The following is a 12,593-nucleotide window of genomic DNA, read 5'->3' on the forward strand; positions in this document are numbered from 1 at the left end:
GTAAAAGGACTGTTATATGGCCTTTTTACTTTTACACAATTATACGGACTTTATCGCTCTCATAGCTATCACCAAAGGTCACAAGAAGGGATGAGGAACACGTCATGGCATACACGCCCCTGCCGATAAAAGAAGTACTGTTGAGTGACATTTGTCTTGACTTGGAAAATTATCGGGTGCCAACTCCGAGTGCCGATGACGCAGATGCGCTCAAATATTTGTTCGTGTCTGAGGACGTGATGGAGATTGCTGAGATAATATTACGAAACGGGTACTTTGACAACGAGGTGCCCGTCGTCTATCCCGACCCGCAAAACAAAGGCACCTACGTCGTAGTAGAAGGAAACAGGAGAGTCAGTGCACTTAAGGCTTTGAATAATCCGTCAGTTGTTCCGTCCCACCAAGAAAAGCTGGATAAACTTCTCAACCAGTTTCAGGAAGAAGCGGAGGATCTTCCGTCTGAAATCAGAGTAATGGTATCACCCAGTAAGAAGGAAGTAGCAGCATATATAGCCAGTCTCCACACCGGCAAATCCAAACGAGCATGGAGCCTAGACCAACAAGCTAACTACTACTACTCGCTGTTAGACGATACAACGACAGTTGAAATGTTGAAAGCAAAATATCCAGGGATAGATGTCGTCAGATTCATCAAAATGGCGGTGATGAGGAGGTTCATCAGAAACGTACCATTTACTGATTCGAGGGTGAAAGAATACGCATCAAGCACAGACCTCTCCATGTCGGTATTTGAGTACGCCTACAACAAGAAAGCTATTGCATCAACTATAGGTGTATCTTTTAGCAAAGACGGACTACTAGAACCTGTAGACCAAACAATTGAGGAAATAGCCCGAAAACTTCCTAAAGCTAAAATCAAATCCCTCCAATTTTTGCTAACAAAGTTCATGAACAAGGAGTTGACCACTCGTTCAAAAGAATTTAAAGCTAATGGAGAATTGAAGTGCCCCGAGTTCTACGCACTGCTAAAAGGGGAAACGGTAACCACGCCTAAGTCACAGGCAGATGCCCCATCCCTGCCAGATGACTCCTCATTAGCACCTCAGGATAAGGCGGATACACAGGGGAGTAATGTCAAATCGACGACGAGCAGTAAACCACCAAGACGTCAACAAGATGCAGACACTCTCAACCTTAACGATATTGATTTCAATTTACTTTCGCTGAACATGAAATCTCGATTCGAGGAACTAGGGCGCATTAACATCAAGAATTTTCCAATAGCAACTTCAATTCTTATGAGATCAGCACTCGAAACAATTATAAAACTCTATTTGGATTCAAAAGACGATAAATCCTTGAAACAAGATAAAACCCTCGCAGGAGACTTACTTGATTTACAAAAAGAATTAGGCAACACAAAAGGCATTAAAAACGAAATTAATGTCCTCGTTGACCAAAATCCGAAAAAAGATGGGTCAGTAGGATGGTTTAACGCCATCACACATGACAAAAATTTTCCGGTTAGCAAAAAAGAAGTGTTTATAGCATGGGGAAAGGTTTGCCCCGTCATAGTCTTCCTACTCAAGCAGATTGAGCAGAACAAGAGTCAAGCTGTCGCATCACCGCAGCAACCTTAGCAGAGGCAACGAGGAGTTCCTCAGCGCGAGTTTTTCGATTCGCGGAATAAGAAAGTTCCAGCAGCCCTTGCGGATAGTCGCGGTATAGCGCCTTGATTAGCGAGGAATCGTCGTATGTTATCAGCCAGTGGGGCGGATCTAATTCCTTAATGATGTTCGATAGGGCTATGTGGTCACGTCCGTCAAACGAGTTCAAATACAGTTTCGCGCCAGCTTTTACGTATGGAGGATCAATGTACATGAACGTATCCGTCCTGTCTGCATATTTCCTAATCACAGTTCTGCCATCATTGGCCGTTACCACTATCCGGTCGCGATAATCATCTAGAGCAGACACTCTCTCGATGAGTGTTTTCCGGTTGAATCTCGCGTCAATCTTGTAGCGCCCCTCCTGCTGAATTCCACCGATTACGCCACCAGTAAGAATCCCAGACCTGTTCGTGCGGTTAAGGTAGAAGAACGCGAACCCAAGCTCGAATCCAATCCTAGCGCCTGGATTACGGTAAATATCACGCTGCCGCTTCCATTCCTCTATAGTCAACGGAACCTTTGCGATTTGCTCCAACATTCGATTATTTTCATCGGTAACAGCCTTCCAGAAAGAACAAACTGCTGGATCTATATCATTAATCACTAACTGATCTATTATCCCCTCACGTAACAGCGCGATACCCGCACCAGCACCTCCAGCATACGGCTCCACATAACAACAAATTTGACTGTCAAGCGTCTTAATCAGGTCAGTGAACAGACCAGCCAAAGACGCCTTGCCGCCCGGATACCGCAACGGAGACAAAGCACCATAGCGGCGAGACCCTACAGTTCGCAAATCACATTTTTGCACGTTTATCCCTTCGCTCGGAAAGAAGCTACCCGACACCGAGTTGAGCAATAGAGGGCATCACTCCTACCCAAAAAAGAATCCCCACACCAAACACAGCTCCGCCACGCACCCCTGCGCCGCAACCGTTCCCTACGCAAATCACTGCCCAGAACACACAACTGCGCCTCTGAAAGAGTAGACATATCCATGTAACAGATAGTAACCGTTACAATTAGCGCAGTCAACCCAAATAACGGAAATACTCTGCTTTGCCAGCATTGCCAGCAACGTCGGCGACGTCGGCGGAGGATGAGTCCTCGGTAAACTGACTCAAAACTGGTAGAATTGAATACGAGGGGAAGAACATGCAATCGGAGGTGAGTGCGATGACGGATGTTTTGCCTTGGAGTTTTACAATCGAGTTTGACGCTGAGAAGGCCGCGCGTAACGGTTACGATGTTGACACTCTGTATGAGTGTGTGGATGAGAATGTGCAGCGCTACGGTCTATCTCGTCTGGCTTGTGGCACGTGGAAGGCTAACGAGAGTAAAAAGGTGGAATCTCAATGCCTCTCTTTGTTGATGCTCTCCAAGCAGAAATGGGTTATGCAGAATGTGCGCTCAATTACAGCCTATGAACGCGGTACCGACCCCATCGACATAATTGCAGCTCTAAGGAAACGCAACCCAGAACGCGTCTATGCATAGGTTGGTAACTGTTAATGGATGAGCAAAATCGGAGGCTTCGGTTCGCGTTCCATTTCGACCTAGCCGAAGCCAGGTTGAAGGAACTGTATCCATCACGATCACCTTCCGGGTATAAACTGGCTTGGGCGGATATTCGCTCATTCCTGGAAGCAAACGGTTTCACTCATACACAGTACTCAGGGTATGAATCTGTTGAACCTATGACTTATTTTGATGCTTACAACATATTGGACAATTTACAAGACCAGTTTTCGTGGTTCCAATCATGTGCGCGAGGTGCGACACTTACTCAAATCGGAGAGCGTTACGACGTGCTGGAGTACCTGAGGGCACAGACAGTAGATAAGCAGCATACAATGCCTGAACAAGCTCTACAGAGTGACGCGCCTGGTGTTCCGCAGTCCCTTGAGGATGTTGCCAAAAATATTGCGGAAGCGGTTAAGGCGAAACTTGAGGAAAGAAAGTCGAAAGGTACATCATCACCTGGCCGGGGTAAAAAGCGTCCTTCAAGATAAAATCTTTCCCATTCAAACGTCCTAAAACTTGCCTCACGTTCGTAACCTCGCAGTGAGGTGAGGCACTGCACCAAGTCCGGAAGACGCTACCTAACCCCACGATTGGTTGGGGTAGATTCATTTTTGCGCTGGGGGGGAGTTTGAGGGGGCGCCGCGCTTGGCAACCCCTCTTGACTCTGCTCAACGCGGCTTCTGGTGGGAGTTGGCAAGAATGCTGAGAGGTAGGGCAAAATCGGTACGGTAGAATGTTTTTATCACTGTGGAAGTCGATTTTCGTGAGGTGATTGCGATGACGGATGTTATGCCTTGGAGTTTTACAATCGAATTTGACCCTGAGAAGGCTGCATGTAACGGTTACGATGTTGACGCCCTGTATGAGTGTGTGGATGAGAATGTTCAGCGTTATGGTCTAACTCGTCTGGCTCGGGGCACGTGGAAAGCCAACGAAGATAACCGGGTAGAGTCTCAATGCCTCTCGCTGTCCATGCTCTCCAAGCAGAAATGGGTCATGAAAAACATACGCTCCCTTACTGCATACGAGCGCGGCACCGACCCCATCGACTACATAGAAATCGTCCAAGAGCACTTCCCGGAGCGAATCTACGCATAAAACCAATACCGACATGGCCGAAAAAAATCAGTTCCGTTTCGCGTTCCATTTCGACCTAGCCGAAGCCAGGTTGAAGGAACACTATCCATCAGAGACCGAATCCTCGCTTAAGAGGCTTCCGCTCCCCGATACTCTTTTCGGGAAGTGTCCTGTTCTTAGCCTCTAGCCGAGTTTTCAGGCTATCCGCTAGATCCTGCCTAGTTTGCGGTTTCAACTCTTGACTTTTCCCCCGCTGCGGTGATATGTTATTATTGAGGCTTGAGAACGTCCCGAGCAATTGTAGCGCGGATAACGGCTCGAGCCTTTCAAGTTGTTTGACATCATAGGCGATAATCGGGTTAAGTAACATTTTGTGTGTCTTTTGCCGGGCGTGTCGTTAGTGTGAGTGGTCTGCCCATCCTTTGCGGATTGAGATGTCTGGGTGGTAGTCGGTGCGGGTGAGTTCTATGCCGATGTCCCATTCGGCTGGTCCTGGCTTGGGTTCTTTGATTTCGGGTTTTGGTTGGGGGTTTAGGTGCTTGGGTCGGGTGAGTTCGTGGGGCTGGAGCGGGTTCTCGCTGTGCAGGTAACACCACCCCCTACAACAACACAGGGGTAAAGGACAATTTGTGTGTTTTTTATCCGGGTTTTTTGTTGTGGTAGGGCCTTAAAGTCGGGTTGATAGTTGGTTTGGCTGAACTTTGGGGTCGGTCAAATTGTGTGTCTGTTTTCTTGTGTTTTGCTTGTGTTGGTGGGGGAAAGTCGGGTTGAAAGTTGGTTGGTTCATGCTGTTGGCATGAATATGGTGAAATGCCCGGCGTGTAATACTTTTTTGAAACGTAATGGAAAGACTTCTTCTGGTTCTCAGCGTTGGCGTTGTAAGGAGTGTGGAAGGTCTCAGGTCGGAAAGATTGATAACTCTGCTAAAGAGCTTAATCGTTTCCTGAGCTGGCTGTTGTCGTGTCAGCGGCAGAAAGACATGCCCGGAGCGGGCCGGACGTTTCGTTGTCATGTAGCTAAGTTCTGGTGTTTATGGCCGTTCTCTCCGATTGTGGACGAGGTTCATGACGTGGTGTTTGTCGACGGGATTTATCTGGGGCGCAAGGCCGTGGTTTTGATTGCCTGTACTCGTCAGCATGTGTTGGGCTGGTATGTGGCTAGGAACGAGAACATTAACGCGTGGAAAGCCTTGCTGGATCGGATAGCGCCCCCGCTTCTAGTCGTGAGCGATGGTGGGTCAGGTTTCAAAACCGCTAGAGCAGCTTCTTGGCCTGGCACGCAGGTCCAGCGTTGCACATATCACGCGTTTATGCAGGTACGACGTTACATCACCATGAATCCGAAGCTGCCAGCCGGGAAACAACTCGGGAGAATAGTACGCGACCTGTTACATGTCCATAACGTGGAAGAATCTCTACAATGGCTGGTCGGGTTCAACAACTGGTGCCTGGAATGGGAAGCCTTCCTCGCGGAGGAAACCATAAACGAATACGGCACAAGATGCTTGACCCACGAGAAACTCGCTCGCGCCCGGGACTCGCTAATTAGGCTCATAAAATCCGGTAACCTGTTCACCTATCTCGATCCTGACCTCGCAGACCAGACCCTGACCTGCCTACCAGCAATGAACAACCAGATCGAAGGCGGGATAAACGCTCAACTCCGTGCCATGCTCAAAGACCACCGCGGAATGAGCCTGGCCAGGCGAATCAAAGCGGTTTTCTGGTGGTGCTACCACCACATCGAAAACCCCGCGACTCCAGCAGAAATCCTGAAAATAATGCCTACGGATGCGCAACTCGAGGAATACTACCTAAACCAGGAAAACCTACACATCACCCAAAGAAACCTCCCCGGATGGGGCGACGCAATCATCTGGAGCGAACTCCACCACACCACCCCCTACAACAACACATGGGACTAACCCCCCAGACACACAATTTGTCATGTAACCCGAGATTAATCACCGCGATCAATGGAAGTCGATTGTTATCAACCTGGGGAAGCATACAGACAACTCTTGAAGGTTGAGTAAGGCTCCGCATCACCACAGCGGGAGTTTCAAGAAGTATTGGCATTTCTCTGACGATTTGTTTAGATAGCCCATGTCTCCTTGAATCTGTCGGTGTTTTCGGAAGGATTGCATAACGAAGATGACTTTGCGTATAAAACATTGGCAAATCAGGCATTCCTAGATTCTGAAGGTAAACCGGCGTGTGAGCACGAACTAGCAGAGAATCGTGCTCTGATAGTTCACCTCGAAGCGATTTTCAATCTGCCCGGTGAGCCGAACTTCGCTCTACGATTCCTTGCCCGCTCTGGTCGGCGGGAAAGGACAGTTGTATACTTGTTTACATGAGTGAAGTGTTGAGCCTGCGTTTGCCCCAGGAAACCAAGCAACGCCTGGATGCTTTGAGCGAACAGACGCGCCGGCCAGCATCTTTTTATATCCGTCAGGCTCTGGAAGAGTATCTGGATGACCTGGAGGATTATTATCTTGCGGTTGACCTGGTGGACAAAGTGGAATCGGGCGATTTGGGTTTGGTCAGCGCGGAACAGGTGAAGCGTGAGCTTGGATTCTAACTCTGGCTGGTCGCTATATTTCACCATCGTTGCTCAAAAACAGCTCCAGAAACTTGATAAGTCGGTTGGCCGGCGGATATGGAACTTCTTGGATGACGTTGTGAGCAAAGGTGACCCGCGTGCGAGGGGGAAGAGCCTGACCGGAAATATGCGAGGACTGTGGAGGTATCGCGTAGGCCAGTACCGAATCATCTGCAAAATCTATGATGAAAAGCTCGTAGTGGTAGCGCTCACCATTGAGAACCGTGCAAAAGTCTATAAGCGTCCCCCCGCTATTCCACAGGACGAAATCGGAAACCTTTTTCACTGAACGGATACGGCAGTTCTATCCAGAAACCTAAATGTAACCGCTAATTTTGTTAGGTACTCTTTTTAGAGCTTGTCAAGAGATTCTTTCGGGTCGGGTTCACAAGGTCGGTTGGGTGCACAAGGTCGGTCGGGTTCGCTCGGCTCGGTGGGCTTGCGTACCGCCAGGGTGGCGATAGCGGTGGTGATGGGGACGCTGGCAATGAGGGCGGAGCCGGAAGCCAATATTTGCAAGGCTTGGGCGGCGAGGGCCTCCGTCGTGAAGAGGTCGCTGAGTGAGCGTTCAAAGAACAAAACGATGAGCATCACCGTAGAAAGCGCGGCGCCGGTGTAGGCAAAAACAATGGTGTAAATCGTCGAAGCGATGTGGTCTCGGCCGATACGCATGGCACTTTGATAGATTTCGCGGCGGGTGTAGGTCGGGGCGGCCAATCTCAGTTCCCACACCGCCGAGGCTTGGGTGATGGTCACGTCGTTCAGTACCCCCAGCCCAGCCAGGATAGTGGCAGCGACGAACAGCTGGCTCATGTTGAGTTGCGGAATGGCGGCGGCCAGGTCAAAGGACGTTTCGTCGATGTAACCCGAGATGTGCGCGCTTTTCACCGCGATGGCGCCCAGCAAGGCCGAAAGCCCCAACCCACATACGGTGCCCAGCAGGGCGGATGCGGTCCGCATAGATATGCCGTGGGCGACGTGAATGACGATGAGCATGATGGCACATGATCCGACCACTCCGACCCAAATGCCGGGCCGTCCGCTGGCCAGGGAAGGCAGCATAAAGTACACAATCACCACGGTCGCGAAAGCCAGTCCCACCAGCGAAAGCGCTCCTTTTGTGCGAGCGACCGCTAGAACTACCACGGCGAACAGGACGGCAAAGAGGATAATCGGCAGGTCGTGGGGGACGCCGGTGAAAGTGTAGCTGGCAGTGCCGGGTTTTTCCCCGGGTGAGCGCATGACTTGGATCGTGTCGCCGGGAGCCAGTTCCGAATGCGCGCCGGGTCCGACCGCTTCCAGGGTGGTGACTTGGCCGGAATCCGGTCCGCTGGTCAGGCGCACCGTCAGGCGGACGCAGTCGTCCAGGTGGCTTTGGACGTCAGAAGGGGCGATGTCGGTGTCTCGACACTTCGGTTCGAGTTTCACGATGTTGGCACGTTCGTAGGAAACTCCCGGAGCGGTCGCGAAACTGAAGTTCATCTGGCGGACTTCCTGCAGATGATGCCAATCGGGCCAGAGCCAAACCACTCCTGCCAAGGTCAAGACCGTAATCAAGCCCAGGGCAACCATCATCGCTAGGCGCGAGGCGGGAGAAGTCGTCGAAGCCTCTTGAGTCCGAGAAATCCGAGAGATTGAGTGAGAATGAGACACAAAGAGCAAGTATATCCATGCCGGTTACAGTCGCGCTGAGTGAAATGACCTGCCTTTTACGATGATTCGGGGCGTGAATCGAACCGAGGTGCGGTTGCGGTCTATCGGTGATATAGCCTATTCGAGAGTGGTGAAGGCAATGGACCCGTAGGGGGAGCGCGACCCCCCGCTCTGCTGACCGGTCTCCCACATCACGGCAATCCGGTCGCCAAGCGCGGCGCACACGGAGTAGGCGGCGGGACCCGGGTCGATGACGTGGGGCTCACCCCAGCTAATCTCAGCGGGGTCGAGAGGGCTCGTGGGTGGCTCCGGGAGGGTTCCCAGTCGGACAACCAAGTTCTTGCGAGAAAACCAGTCTTGCAATTGGTCGTGGCTCTTTCCGCGAGACGGGTCCAGATCCTGGTGGGGACGTGCCTCCGGAGGCTCCTCGGGCGGGTCGAGGCTGGTGAGGACCAGTGTTCCTTGATACATCGCTAATCCTGCGTTGCAACCGGGGTCCTTTACCTGCAAGGTCCGCATCGTCAAAGTTTGCCCGCCATCGGTTGAGAGCGCCCACAGGCGTTGCGGATAAGCGCGGGAGCTCATCAAAATATCTCCGTGGGGAAGTTCCAACAGCTTGCTTTCGTCCCCACCAAGCAAGGTCCCGCCACGTTGCCAGGTGGCTCCGCCGTCATCAGAAAACACGATGAGGGCTTTGATGTCTGAGGAGTTAACCCGACGTTCCACCATCGGCAGAAGAATCCGTCCCCGGTGCGAGCCAGTTGTGAGCTGAATGCCATTTCCGGATGCAAAGAAAAGGTTCCCAGTCTCCTCAGTCCACAGCTGCGCGGTGATGTCTCGGTGGGACCAGGTTTCTGTGTCCTCGCTCAAACAGACGTAAAGTTTCCAGTTGTTTCCTGCCGCGGCATCATCCCAGAAATTCATTCCCTGACTTGCCACGTAACCGCAAAGAATCCCTCCATCCTGCAAGGCCACCGGGCAAGCATCGCCAAAACCCCACCCGTCACGGGCTGAAACCAACGGAACATAGGGTGTCCAGGAAATCCCCAAGTCATCACTAGAGCAGGTCAGCAAGGAGATGGGGCCGGGAAGGTCATGGAAGTCGGGCCGTGAATCAAAGAATGCCAGCAAGCGATGTGGATGCACCGAATCCTCGGAGGTGAGCACGAGGGCCGGAATACGGAAGAATGCTTCGCCGTACTGGGGAAATAGACTGCGGGCGGATACTTTAACCATCACGATTAGGATACTGCGAAGTTTCAGCGGGAAACCGGTTTTGCTCCCCAGAGATTTTTCGCCTCGCGAAAACCGTGGCCTAGTGTCGTCCAGATTCTAAGGCTGCGGAAAATCGTCTGCCAGACTATAACGGAGGGCGTTTTGGTGATGCTAACATAAACATGCCGTCATGCAGAAAGTAGGAAGTTATGTCTGACCCGATGCCGCCCGCACCGATTCCGTCTGAATCCAACCCCACGCCGACCTCACCTCCTGAGGGGGATGCGGTCACAAAGAGCCGTAATGTGCCGTTGATTGGCATCATAGTTGCGTTGGCACTGTTATTGGTTGCCGGGATTATTTTGTTGGTGGTGTTGCTCGGGAAGGGGTCCGCCGGCGGTGAGGGAGCTGCCGGGACGTCCTCGGCTGCAGGAAAAACCGCGACAGTCCAGAAGGGTTCACAGGCTCAGAAACTGCAAACAGCCTTTGAACAGTACACCGAAATACTGGATGCCCCTGCCAAGTATCTGACTGCTTTAGATCTGGATAATTCAAGCGGAGCGTATAAATACGCCCTGACTGAGATGAATGGGGACGGTATTCCAGAACTGCTATTCGGTGCAGACGATGGTAATGGCCTGCTCAATGTGCAAGTTTTCTCTGCGGACGGGTCGGGAAATCCGTTTATAGCGCCGTCTAAGGTCCTCCTGGATGGGGTTGCCGCGGGTGGAGGAACGCGGGCCTCCATTATGGGGAGTAAAACGGGGAATGGGATTATTCAAGTCCTTGGCAGCGCCTCGAATCCCCAGTGGCACTGCAATCGTATGGTGTTGCAAGGCTCCGAACTGGTAGAGAGCGAAAATTGTGACTTCACGATTGGTGAGTCCACTCCAGTTTTGGGTGGGGATGGAGCCGAACTGCAGTGGTTGGATGTTTCGGATCGTTCCGCCTTGCAGAAGCTGGCGGGGCCGGCCGGAACTGCGGGGGCTAAGCAGCCCGCAGGGGGTAAATCTGCGAATCAGAAAGCCAAGGCTATTGCAGCGGCCAAAGCCCAAGGCAAGCAGGTGTTTGAAGGCACCATCCGGATTATGAATCACGCGGAGCTAGTTGGTTTTCAAGGTGTCCCAGAGCCAAATCCCGACTATAGCGGGACATTTAAGTACGAAAAATACGCGATTCTGGTCTTTGATGGGACACAAACAGTGACAGGCATGAGCGGGGATGGAAGCGGCATGCAAACTGGTTCGGCGAAGCTGCTCTGTGTGGGTGCTTATTATCCGGGCGTAGACAGTGTTGATACCACCCCCGAGTGGGTTCCTTACAACGGTAAAAGAGTCGTTGTCGCGGGAACTGCAGAAGACGTGGGGTGGCCTTCGGATACAAGCCTGCCGTTGGGGGAGCCCAGAGGTGGTGGAGAGATTATTTTTGCGGAGTGATTCGGGCTGGTCGTTTCGCAACTTGCCGTGGCAAATGTTATTCTCAATAGTCTTGTGTTGGCGTTTCGCGCCAACCTTCAGGACCTATAGCTCAGTTGGCTAGAGCGCCACGTTTACACCGTGGATGTCGGGGGTTCGAGTCCCTCTGGGTCCACCAGTGTTTTGTGAGGATGGGGTTTATCCCCATCCTCACAAAACAATTTACGGGCCAGAGGAACTCGAACCCGTGAGGGGCAGCGCCGCCCGAAAACGCGGGAGCGTTTTCAGGCGCTGGCGTGAGAAATCGAAGATTTCGAGCGGGCGGTTATTTTGCGCAGCAAAATCACTGAGTCTCTCTGGGTCCACTTTTTTGTCGGGCGGGTTTATTCCGTCCGAAAATATTTAAAGGGGTTGGGGACTCGAACCCGTGAGGGGCAGCGCCGCCTGAAAACGCGCATTAGGTCGTTGAATAGAAATCATACAAAATATGGCTAATTATTTTACTTAATAGGCATCGTCAACCGTGAATAGCTCTGGGTTAGAGCGCACGGTTGGTAAGTCTAGGTAATCTTGATAGGCTTCGTTGCCTGATGGTAGATAGCCCAGATACTCTGGGCATCAGAGTTATCAGGAGAAAGCGGACTATCGTTGATCGTTAACCGTGTCCTCTCCAAACATTTGTGCTTGTAATTCCCCGCCAGATTGCGGGGAAAACCCTGCCCAGATCGTCTGATTCGCGCTCGCACCCGCCCGACGCGATAGAGTAAACCCCGTGCGAGTGGAAAATTTGCTGCCCAGAGGGCTGGTGTCTTACCAGGAAGCGGACCGGATTCAGCGCGACACCTGGGCACAGGTGCGCGACGGGGAACTTGACCACACCCTCATCTTGGGACAGTTCGAACCGACCTATACCGCCGGACGCAACACCCACGACAACGACCTCATCAACAAAGACTTGCCGGTCATTCGCACCGACCGGGCCGGGTCGCTCACCTGGCACGGGCCGGGTCAGCTGGTGGTCTATCCGGTGGTGAGGCTGCGCGAGCCGGTGGACCTGATTGCCTACATTCGCGCGGTGGAAGGCGCAGTCATCGACGCGGTTCGCGACACTTGGGGCTTGGACGTTGAGATCGTGAAGGGCCGTGCGGGAGTGTGGCTGCGCTACCGTGACGCCTCGGGGCGCACCGCCGCCGAGCGGGGGACGGGACGCGACCGCAAACTGTGCGCCATCGGCTTGAAAGTCGTACAAAACGCAACCCTGCACGGGCTGGCGCTCAACATTCACCCGGATTTCAACCGCGCTTTCACGGGCATCATTCCCTGCGGGCTCAACGATGCCGGGGTCACCTCCCTGTTCGAGGAGGGTATCGAAACGGACTTCGACACCGCCGCAAAAGTCCTAGTGGACCAGCTCACCGCGAAACTCACCCCCCTGCTGGCTCCGTTTTCAGAAATTTAGGGACTGAAGACC

13 protein-coding genes and 1 tRNA gene are annotated in these 12,593 nt (G+C 52.3%); 10 read left to right on the forward strand and 4 right to left on the reverse strand.

The features are described from left to right. Positions 1-104 precede the first annotated feature (104 nt). Complete coding sequence (locus tag Q0V70_RS08930; RefSeq protein WP_297590929.1) at positions 105-1,601, forward strand: hypothetical protein; 1,497 nt, start codon at positions 105-107, stop codon at positions 1,599-1,601. On the opposite strand, the gene Q0V70_RS08935 is transcribed toward Q0V70_RS08930, so the two are convergent. Next, positions 1,546-2,445 (reverse strand): DNA adenine methylase, encoded by a 900-nt coding sequence (locus tag Q0V70_RS08935; protein WP_297590932.1) that lies wholly within the window; start codon positions 2,443-2,445, stop codon positions 1,546-1,548. The two genes, Q0V70_RS08930 and Q0V70_RS08935, sit on opposite strands and share 56 nt — an antisense overlap. A gap of 365 nt (positions 2,446-2,810) precedes the next feature. On the opposite strand from Q0V70_RS08935, the gene Q0V70_RS08940 reads away from it, so the two are divergent. The 4 genes from Q0V70_RS08940 (at position 2,811) to Q0V70_RS08955 (ending at position 6,159) form a co-directional block, all read left to right on the forward strand. Then, positions 2,811-3,131: a hypothetical protein gene (locus tag Q0V70_RS08940; protein ID WP_297590935.1), complete on the forward strand. Its 321-nt coding sequence runs from the start codon at positions 2,811-2,813 to the stop codon at positions 3,129-3,131. A 14-nt stretch (positions 3,132-3,145) separates the two neighbouring features. Next, on the forward strand, positions 3,146-3,646 hold the full coding sequence (locus Q0V70_RS08945) for a hypothetical protein (protein WP_297590938.1): 501 nt from the start codon (positions 3,146-3,148) through the stop codon (positions 3,644-3,646). 259 nt (positions 3,647-3,905) lie between these two features. Beyond that, positions 3,906-4,256, forward strand: a complete 351-nt coding sequence (locus Q0V70_RS08950) for a hypothetical protein (RefSeq protein ID WP_297590940.1) — start codon at positions 3,906-3,908, stop codon at positions 4,254-4,256. 775 nt (positions 4,257-5,031) lie between these two features. Then, the gene (locus Q0V70_RS08955) at positions 5,032-6,159 is read left to right on the forward strand and encodes an IS1249 family transposase (protein ID WP_297590943.1); all 1,128 of its coding nucleotides are present in this window, start codon (positions 5,032-5,034) and stop codon (positions 6,157-6,159) included. Here Q0V70_RS08955 and Q0V70_RS09670 read toward each other — a convergent pair. Beyond that, a complete protein-coding gene (locus tag Q0V70_RS09670; protein ID WP_366126971.1) occupies positions 6,107-6,424 on the reverse strand; it encodes a hypothetical protein in 318 nt (105 codons plus the stop codon). The two genes, Q0V70_RS08955 and Q0V70_RS09670, sit on opposite strands and share 53 nt — an antisense overlap. A gap of 166 nt (positions 6,425-6,590) precedes the next feature. Between Q0V70_RS09670 and Q0V70_RS08960 the strand changes: the two genes are divergently transcribed. Both Q0V70_RS08960 and Q0V70_RS08965 read left to right on the forward strand, forming a co-directional pair. Beyond that, on the forward strand, positions 6,591-6,818 hold the full coding sequence (locus tag Q0V70_RS08960; protein ID WP_296183459.1) for a DUF6290 family protein: 228 nt from the start codon (positions 6,591-6,593) through the stop codon (positions 6,816-6,818). Continuing rightward, positions 6,802-7,128 carry a type II toxin-antitoxin system RelE/ParE family toxin gene (locus Q0V70_RS08965; protein ID WP_297590947.1) on the forward strand — a complete coding sequence of 109 codons (327 nt, stop codon included), beginning with the start codon at positions 6,802-6,804 and terminating at the stop codon, positions 7,126-7,128. The genes Q0V70_RS08960 and Q0V70_RS08965 overlap by 17 nt, the downstream gene beginning before the upstream one ends. Positions 7,129-7,190: 62 nt before the next feature. Here the strand turns inward: Q0V70_RS08965 and Q0V70_RS08970 are convergent, their stop codons facing one another. Continuing rightward, a complete protein-coding gene (locus Q0V70_RS08970) occupies positions 7,191-8,492 on the reverse strand; it encodes a YibE/F family protein (RefSeq protein ID WP_297590950.1) in 1,302 nt (433 codons plus the stop codon). Positions 8,493-8,609: 117 nt separating this feature from the next. Continuing rightward, complete coding sequence (locus Q0V70_RS08975) at positions 8,610-9,728, reverse strand: sialidase family protein (RefSeq protein ID WP_297590953.1); 1,119 nt, start codon at positions 9,726-9,728, stop codon at positions 8,610-8,612. A 188-nt stretch (positions 9,729-9,916) separates the two neighbouring features. On the opposite strand from Q0V70_RS08975, the gene Q0V70_RS08980 reads away from it, so the two are divergent. From Q0V70_RS08980 to lipB, 3 genes are all read left to right on the forward strand, one after another. Further along, positions 9,917-11,143 (forward strand): hypothetical protein, encoded by a 1,227-nt coding sequence (locus Q0V70_RS08980; RefSeq protein WP_297590956.1) that lies wholly within the window; start codon positions 9,917-9,919, stop codon positions 11,141-11,143. Positions 11,144-11,223: 80 nt separating this feature from the next. Next, positions 11,224-11,300 (forward strand) — tRNA-Val (locus Q0V70_RS08985). Between the two features lie 594 nt (positions 11,301-11,894). Then, the gene (gene lipB, locus Q0V70_RS08990; protein WP_297590957.1) at positions 11,895-12,581 is read left to right on the forward strand and encodes a lipoyl(octanoyl) transferase LipB; all 687 of its coding nucleotides are present in this window, start codon (positions 11,895-11,897) and stop codon (positions 12,579-12,581) included. Positions 12,582-12,593: the final 12 nt, after the last annotated feature.

It is taken from the genome of uncultured Mobiluncus sp. (assembly GCF_947087965.1).
In the GTDB taxonomy this organism is placed as follows: domain Bacteria; phylum Actinomycetota; class Actinomycetes; order Actinomycetales; family Actinomycetaceae; genus Mobiluncus.

What these genes read in the sequence shown, in the direction of transcription:
- Q0V70_RS08930 (WP_297590929.1), top strand. Translation starts at nt 105, where the DNA reads ATGGCATACACGCCCCTGCCGATAAAAGAAGTACTGTTGAGTGACATT.
- Q0V70_RS08960 (WP_296183459.1), top strand. Translation starts at nt 6,591, where the DNA reads ATGAGTGAAGTGTTGAGCCTGCGTTTGCCCCAGGAAACCAAGCAACGC.
- Q0V70_RS08945 (WP_297590938.1), top strand. Translation starts at nt 3,146, where the DNA reads ATGGATGAGCAAAATCGGAGGCTTCGGTTCGCGTTCCATTTCGACCTA.
- Q0V70_RS08940 (WP_297590935.1), top strand. Translation starts at nt 2,811, where the DNA reads ATGACGGATGTTTTGCCTTGGAGTTTTACAATCGAGTTTGACGCTGAG.
- Q0V70_RS08980 (WP_297590956.1), top strand. Translation starts at nt 9,917, where the DNA reads ATGTCTGACCCGATGCCGCCCGCACCGATTCCGTCTGAATCCAACCCC.
- Q0V70_RS08975 (WP_297590953.1), bottom strand. Translation starts at nt 9,728, where the DNA reads ATGGTTAAAGTATCCGCCCGCAGTCTATTTCCCCAGTACGGCGAAGCA.
- Q0V70_RS08955 (WP_297590943.1), top strand. Translation starts at nt 5,032, where the DNA reads ATGAATATGGTGAAATGCCCGGCGTGTAATACTTTTTTGAAACGTAAT.
- Q0V70_RS09670 (WP_366126971.1), bottom strand. Translation starts at nt 6,424, where the DNA reads ATGCCTGATTTGCCAATGTTTTATACGCAAAGTCATCTTCGTTATGCA.